5 protein-coding genes and 1 pseudogene are annotated in these 6,191 nt (G+C 71.6%); 4 read left to right on the top strand and 2 right to left on the bottom strand.

Features of this window, described 5'->3' with window-relative positions; translation table 11 throughout:
* Both B1L11_RS31845 and B1L11_RS31840 read left to right on the top strand, forming a co-directional pair.
* Positions 1 to 616: D-arabinono-1,4-lactone oxidase (locus B1L11_RS31845; RefSeq protein WP_306291730.1), on the top strand; the 616-nt coding region annotated here is incomplete at its 5' end.
* Positions 617 to 638: 22 nt separating this feature from the next.
* Positions 639 to 1,416: pseudogene (locus B1L11_RS31840) on the top strand (decaprenylphospho-beta-D-erythro-pentofuranosid-2-ulose 2-reductase).
* 44 nt (positions 1,417 to 1,460) lie between these two features.
* Here B1L11_RS31840 and B1L11_RS31835 read toward each other — a convergent pair.
* Complete coding sequence (locus tag B1L11_RS31835) at positions 1,461 to 2,606, bottom strand: S1 family peptidase (RefSeq protein WP_079319085.1); 1,146 nt, start codon at positions 2,604 to 2,606, stop codon at positions 1,461 to 1,463.
* A gap of 214 nt (positions 2,607 to 2,820) precedes the next feature.
* Positions 2,821 to 3,783, bottom strand: coding sequence for a LysR family transcriptional regulator (locus tag B1L11_RS31830; protein ID WP_079319084.1), 963 nt, complete (start codon positions 3,781 to 3,783; stop codon positions 2,821 to 2,823).
* Positions 3,784 to 4,044: 261 nt separating this feature from the next.
* Here B1L11_RS31830 and B1L11_RS31825 point away from each other — a divergent pair, with 261 nt between their 5' ends.
* Together B1L11_RS31825 and B1L11_RS31820 are read left to right on the top strand one after the other, a co-directional pair.
* Positions 4,045 to 5,160, top strand: coding sequence for a nitronate monooxygenase family protein (locus B1L11_RS31825; RefSeq protein WP_079319083.1), 1,116 nt, complete (start codon positions 4,045 to 4,047; stop codon positions 5,158 to 5,160).
* 127 nt (positions 5,161 to 5,287) lie between these two features.
* Positions 5,288 to 6,172, top strand: coding sequence for a LysR family transcriptional regulator (locus B1L11_RS31820; protein WP_079319082.1), 885 nt, complete (start codon positions 5,288 to 5,290; stop codon positions 6,170 to 6,172).
* Positions 6,173 to 6,191 lie beyond the last annotated feature (19 nt).

Here is a 6,191-nt window from a genome sequence, read left to right as displayed (position 1 = left end):
CCGCGCGCGCGGACCCGCTCGCCTTCGCCGCCGCGCCTCTGCTCGTCCGCCCGCGCTGGCGCCCGGCGGCCTGCTCAACCGGGCCACGGTGCGGGCCTTCAACGCCGCCTGGTACGGCAAGGCCCCCGCCGTCCCGCGCCGGATCGTCCAGGGCATCGCGCCGTTCTTCCACCCGCTCGACGGCGTGGCCGGCTGGAACCGGATGTACGGCCCGCACGGCTTCGTGCAGTATCAGTTCGTGGTGCCGCTCGGCGCGGAGGACACGCTGCGCCGGGTGGTCGAGCGGCTGTCCGGCGCGGGGGTCGTGTCGTTCCTGACCGTGTTGAAGAGGTTCGGGGCGGGGACGCCCGGCATGCTGTCGTTCCCGATGCCCGGCTGGACGCTGGCCCTGGACATCCCGGCCGGGCAGAGCGGGCTGGCCGCGATGCTGACCGAGTTCGACGACTGGGTCGCGGCCGCCGGTGGCCGCCTCTACCTGGCCAAGGACTCCCGGATGTCGGCCGCCACCATGGCCGCGACGTACCCCCGGCTGGGGGAGTGGCGGGAGATCCGGCGCCGGGCCGACCCGGACGGCGTCTTCGTCTCCGACCTCGCCCGTAGGCTGCGCCTGTGCTGATTCCATCGTCGAGGGAGTGGCCATGAGGAACGCGCTGGGCTCGGTCGACACCGTCCTGCTGCTCGGCGGGCGCAGTGAGATCGGCCTCGCGATCGTGGAGCGGCTGGTCCGGCGGGGCGCCCGCCGGGTCGTGCTCGCCGCGCGTGACGCCTCTGCGCCCAGCAAGGACGGCGGCACCGCCGTGCCGGCGGAGGATCTCGAACGGCTCGGGGCCGAGGTCCACGTGCTGGACTTCGACGCCGCCCGCGCGGAGACGCATGCCGCCCTGATCGAGGAGGCCGCCGCCAAGGTCGGCGACCTCGACGTGGTGATCCCGGCGTTCGGCGTGCTCGGCAGCCAGGCGGTCTACGACGCCGACCCGGTGGCCGCCGCCCGCGACGTCGCGGTCAACTTCGGCGGCCACGTCTCGATCGGCCTGGCCGCCGCACGACGGCTGCGGGAGCAGGGCCACGGCACGCTCGTCGTGCTGTCGTCGGTGGCCGGGGTGCGGGTGCGGAAGGCGAACTTCGTGTACGGCTCGGCCAAGGCCGGGCTGGACGGCTTCGCCCAGGGGCTGGCCGACGCCCTGCACGGCTCCGGGGCCCGGGTCGTGGTCGGTCCGGCCGGGGTTCGTGGATCGGCCGGATGACGCGGGGGATGACCCCGCCCCGATGTCGGTGACGGCGGCGGAGGTCGCGGACGCGGTCGTGGAGGCCCTGGACACGCGGAAGGTGACCGTGTGGGTCCCCGCGCGGCTGCGGCTCGCGTTCGCCGTCATGCGCCTGCTGCCCCGGCCCCTATGGCGAAGGCTCCCCCGCTGACCCGGTGACGGGCCGGCGGGGGAGCCTCCTTCGATCGGCCGGGATCAGCTGGTGACCAGCGTCAGTCCGTAGACCGACAGGGCCTCGTTGACGGGCTGGAAGTAGGTGGTGCCGCCGGAGGAGCAGTTGCCCGAGCCGCCGGAGGTCATGCCCTGGGCCTGGCTGCCCGAGATGAACGAGCCGCCGGAGTCACCGGGCTCGGCGCAGACGTTGGTCCGGGTCAGGCCGCTGACCGTGCCCTGCGAGTAGCGGACGCTGGCGTTGAGCTGCTGCACGGTGCCACAGTGCCAGCCGGTGGTCGAGCCGGCCCGGCAGATCGAGGAGCCCACGGCGGCGACGCTGGAGCCGCTCACCCTCGCGTTGCCGTACGACACGATGTTCGTGGGCGTCCAGTTGCTGTTGACCGAAACCCAGGAGTAGTCGTTGCCGGGGAACGAGGAGCCCTGGAAGGTGCCCTGCGCGACCCGGTTGTAGCCGGTCGTGGTGTTGCCGGCGCGGCCGCAGTGACCGGCGCTGACGAAGCCGGGCGTGCTGCCCCTGCGCACCGAGAAGCCGATGGAGCAGCGGGCGGAGCTGTTGATGTAGTACGCGTCGCCGCCCTGCAGGTTGTAGAAGGTCTGGGGCTGCTCGTTCGACTGCTCGACGCGTACGGCCGACTTGTCGGCGCCGCTCGCGGCCACGAACGCCTCGGCCTCGGCGGTGTTGGAGGACAGCACGACGACGCTGTTGCTGCGCACGTCGACGTACCACACGGGCGTGGAGGCCGGCGCGTTGGCGGCGGCCCGGTCCAGCGCGGCCTCGGCGGAGTCGAGGGCGGCGAGGTTGCGGCTGACGATCTTCGGCTGCGCGCCTGCGGCCAGCACCGCGCCCGCCTTGGAGGCGTCGGAGGTGGCGACGATGAAGCTCTCGGAGGTGGTGCCGGAGACCCACGATCCGGCGTAGGCGTCACCGATCGCGGCGCGGACCTTGGCGTCGGTGGACATGGCCTTCGCCTCGTTGGCCAGGCGGGCGTCGACCTGGGCGGGGGTGAGCCCGAGGTCGCGCTGCATGGCCTCCATCATCGCGGGCGGGGGCTTGACGGCGGAGGAGGCGGGAGAGTTGTTCGGCTCGGCCATGGCGGGGGTGGCGACCGTGGCGAGGGCCGTGACGGCCAGAGCGCATCCGGCGAGTACGGTGCGTCTGTGGAGCATGTGGGGCTCTCCTTGTCTCTGGGGGGTGCCGTCAACGTAACCGACCTCCGCTTTCAGGTGGATCTATCAATTCGCCCCTATCACCGAGTTATGGAACCGCCCCTGTCTGGGGATTCGCTGGCCCGGAAATAACCGCCCCCGAACCTCCGGCATGAACGAGGACCCCTTGACCAGCAGGTGGTCGGCGGTCTTCCACCCCGCCTTGTCCGGACGGTCAGGGGACCGCGCCGTATTCGGGGTTGGTGACGAGCCAGTCGGCGTAACGGGCGCTGCGCCGCACCGCGTCGGCGTACGCGGCCCGGGCGTGGGCGGCGACGACGGGGGCGGCGGCCCGCGCGCCGATCGAGTCGGCGTGCCAGCCGAGCAGATGCCGCCACCGCAGCGGCGCCCCGGCCAGCGGCATCATGACGAGCCCGGCGGTGAGCCGGAAGGTGGCCTGGCACAGGGCGACCGCCTTGCCCACTCCGACCAGGTGCAGGCAGGTCCCCACGTCCGTCTCGTAGATGGACTCGGGCACGAACCCGGCCCGCGCGCAGGCGGCGGCGAAGCAGTCGGCGAAACAGCCGTCGCCGGGGGCGACCGTCCAGTGTTCCTCGGCGAGGCTGGACAGCTCCAGTTCCTTCTCTCCCGCGAGGGGGTGGTCCTCGGACAGGAGCACGAAGACCGGGTCGGTGCCGACCGTGGTCCAGTTCATCGCCTCGGCCGGGGGAGGCGGGCTGTCACCGCACGTCCCGAGCAGCACGAAGTCGAGCCGGCCGGCCACCGCGAGCGCGGTCAGCTCACCGGCCGACCATGAGGTGCGGGTGGTGACCGGGATGCCCGGCTGGTCGGCGGTCAGGCGCTCGACGAGCCCGCCGAGTATGGGCCCGTTCGTCGCGCCGATGCGATAGCCGGGCAGTTTGACGGAGGTGTTGGCGAACCGCACCGCGTCCTCCTGGAGGTCCCGTACGGCGGGCAGCAGCACCCGGGCGCGGGACAGCACCATCTCGCCGAGAGGAGTGGGACGGGCGCCGTTGCGGTCGCGTTCGAACAGCGGACCCCCGAGTGAGCGCTCGATGCGCTTGAGCTGAGCGGTGAGCGACGGTTGGGCGAGGCCGAGCCGGGTGGCCGCTTTCGTGACGCTTCCGGCTTCGGCGACCGCGTGCACGATTCTGAGGTGGCGGATCTCCAGATCCATAGGGGGAAGGTACGGCCCCCGTGGTATGGCTGCAATCCCGCATTGTCATGAAATTTGACTTTAACCCGTGAGCTATCGCCCCCCTTGTGACGCATGATGCCGGTGGGCTGTGTCGCAGGGGGGCGGCCGCCGCGTGGAACGTGTTCTCGCAGTGGATGCCGGGCGGATCTCGGCCGACTGGTTACCGGCTGGTAGGAACCCAGCGGGTGCGGATTACTAGAACGCGTTGCAGTTAGCTGGGGGCCGACGTACGTTCGAGGCATGCGGACACGTGTCACCGACATGTTCGGTATCGAGTTCCCCATCTTCGCCTTCAGCCACTGCCGGGACGTCGTCGCCGCGGTCAGCCGCGCCGGCGGCATGGGGGTGCTCGGCGCCCTGTACTTCACCCCCGAAGAGCTCGAGATCGAGCTGAAGTGGATCGACGACCACGTGGACGGCCGTCCGTACGGCGTGGACGTGGTGATGCCCGCCTCCTACGAGGGCGCGGACCTCGACGTGGACTCCCCGGCCGAACTGGTGGCGCGACTGCAGGGGATGATCCCGCAGGGGCACCGGGCCTTCGTGGAGGACCTGCTGGCCCGCCACGGCGTGCCGCCGCTGGACGGCTCCGACTCCGGCAAGGTGCTGCTCGGCTGGACCGACGCCACGGCCCGGCCGCAGGTCGAGGTCGCGCTCCGGCACCCCATCGCGCTGCTCGCCAACGCCCTCGGCCCGCCGCCCGCCGACGTCGTGCAGCAGGCGCACGCGAAGGGCGTGAAGGTGGCCGCGCTCGCCTCCACGCCCCGGCACGCCGTCAAGCAGGTCGAGGTCGGCGTGGACGTCGTCGTGGCTCAGGGCACCGAGGCGGGCGGCCACACCGGCGAGATCTCCACGATGGTGCTGATCCCGCAGGTGGTGGACGCGGTGGACGTGCCGGTCCTGGCCGCGGGCGGCATCGGCTCCGGCCGCCAGATGGCCGCGGGCATGGCGCTCGGCGCCGAAGGCGTCTGGACCGGCTCGATCTGGCTGGCCGTGGAGGAGGCCGACACCTCCGAGACCGTGCGGCAGCGCATCATCGCGGCCACCTCCCGCGACACGGTCAGGTCGCGGAGCTGGACTGGCAAGCCCGCCCGCCTGCTGAAGAACGAGTGGACCGACGCGTGGGAGTCGGCCGAGTCGCCCGGCACGCTGCCGATGCCGCTGCAGTTCATGCTGATCTCCGACGCGCTGCGGCGGATCGGCAGGTCGGACGCGACCGAGCTGGCCACGTTCCCCGCCGGCCAGATCATCGGCGCGATGAACCAGGTCAAGCCGGCAAGGCAGGTCGTCTTCGAGATGGTGGAGGAGTACATCGAGGCCATGGAGCGCCTCGGCCGCATCACCGGCGACGGGTGACGCAGCGGGCGGCAGGGGCCCTCGCGCACCCACGCCCTCACCCCTGCCGCCCCGCCTTCCCCGATCGCTCGGCCGCTGCGATTCACAGCTCGATTGGCATCAGCGGCGGATCGCTAACCTGCGGGTTATGGAACGGCGAGACATAGAGATCTTTCTGACCCTGGCCGAGGAACTCCATTTCACCCGTACGGCCGAGCGGCTGGGCGTCAGCGGTGCCCGCGTCAGTCAGACGATCAAGCGGTTGGAGCGCCGGTTCGGTGTGACACTGTTCCAGCGCACCAGCCGCCAGGTGGCGCTGACCCCGGTCGGCAGTGCGCTGCGCGAGGATGTGCAGGCGGGCTATCAACGCATACAAGAGGGCATCGCCAAGGCCATCGCCGCCGGGCGCGGCTTCTCCGGGATCTTGCGGGTGGGCTTTTCCAGCCCGCTGGTGGGGGAGGCCATCATGGCCGCCGCCGAGGCGTTCCGCACCCGTCATCCCGAATGCGAGGTGCGCATCCGCGAGGTGCACCTGTCGGACGCGTTCGGCGCGTTGCGAGCCGGCGAACTCGACGTGCAGATCACCGAACTGCCCGTGCGCGAGGCCGATCTGTCGAGCGGGCCGGTACTGCTGCGCGATAAGCGCATGCTGGCCGTATCCGCCCGGCATCCCTTCGCGCGGCGGGACAGCGTCACAGTGGAGGACCTCACCAGGGACACCGTTCTCGCGCCCACCGGCGCGCCCGAGTATCTGCTCGACGCGCTGATCCCGGCGCAGGCGCCCAGCGGGCGTCCCATCCGGCGGACGCAGATGATGACCTCGCGGCAGGAGTTGCTGACGCTCGTCAGTGCCGGCGCCGGGATGGCCGTGGTGGGCAACCAGGCCACTCGATACCACGCCCGGCCCGACATCGTCTACGTGCCCATCGCCGACCTGCCGCCCATCGAGTATGGGCCGGTCTGGCCGGCGGGCGCTCAGACCGGCAGGGTGCGTTCGTTCATTACGCTCCTCCGCGCGGAGCTCGATCGCTAACACAGAGGTTAACGATCGT

The sequence above is a fragment of the Microbispora sp. GKU 823 genome, assembly GCF_002027145.1.
GTDB classification, from domain to species: Bacteria; Actinomycetota; Actinomycetes; order Streptosporangiales; family Streptosporangiaceae; genus Microbispora; species Microbispora siamensis.
The sequence above is the reverse complement of the archived record's forward strand: the minus strand, read 5'-3'. Positions and strand labels throughout refer to the sequence as shown.

What these genes read in the sequence shown, in the direction of transcription:
- B1L11_RS31830 (WP_079319084.1), bottom strand. Translation starts at nt 3,783, where the DNA reads ATGGATCTGGAGATCCGCCACCTCAGAATCGTGCACGCGGTCGCCGAA.
- B1L11_RS31825 (WP_079319083.1), top strand. Translation starts at nt 4,045, where the DNA reads ATGCGGACACGTGTCACCGACATGTTCGGTATCGAGTTCCCCATCTTC.
- B1L11_RS31820 (WP_079319082.1), top strand. Translation starts at nt 5,288, where the DNA reads ATGGAACGGCGAGACATAGAGATCTTTCTGACCCTGGCCGAGGAACTC.
- B1L11_RS31835 (WP_079319085.1), bottom strand. Translation starts at nt 2,606, where the DNA reads ATGCTCCACAGACGCACCGTACTCGCCGGATGCGCTCTGGCCGTCACG.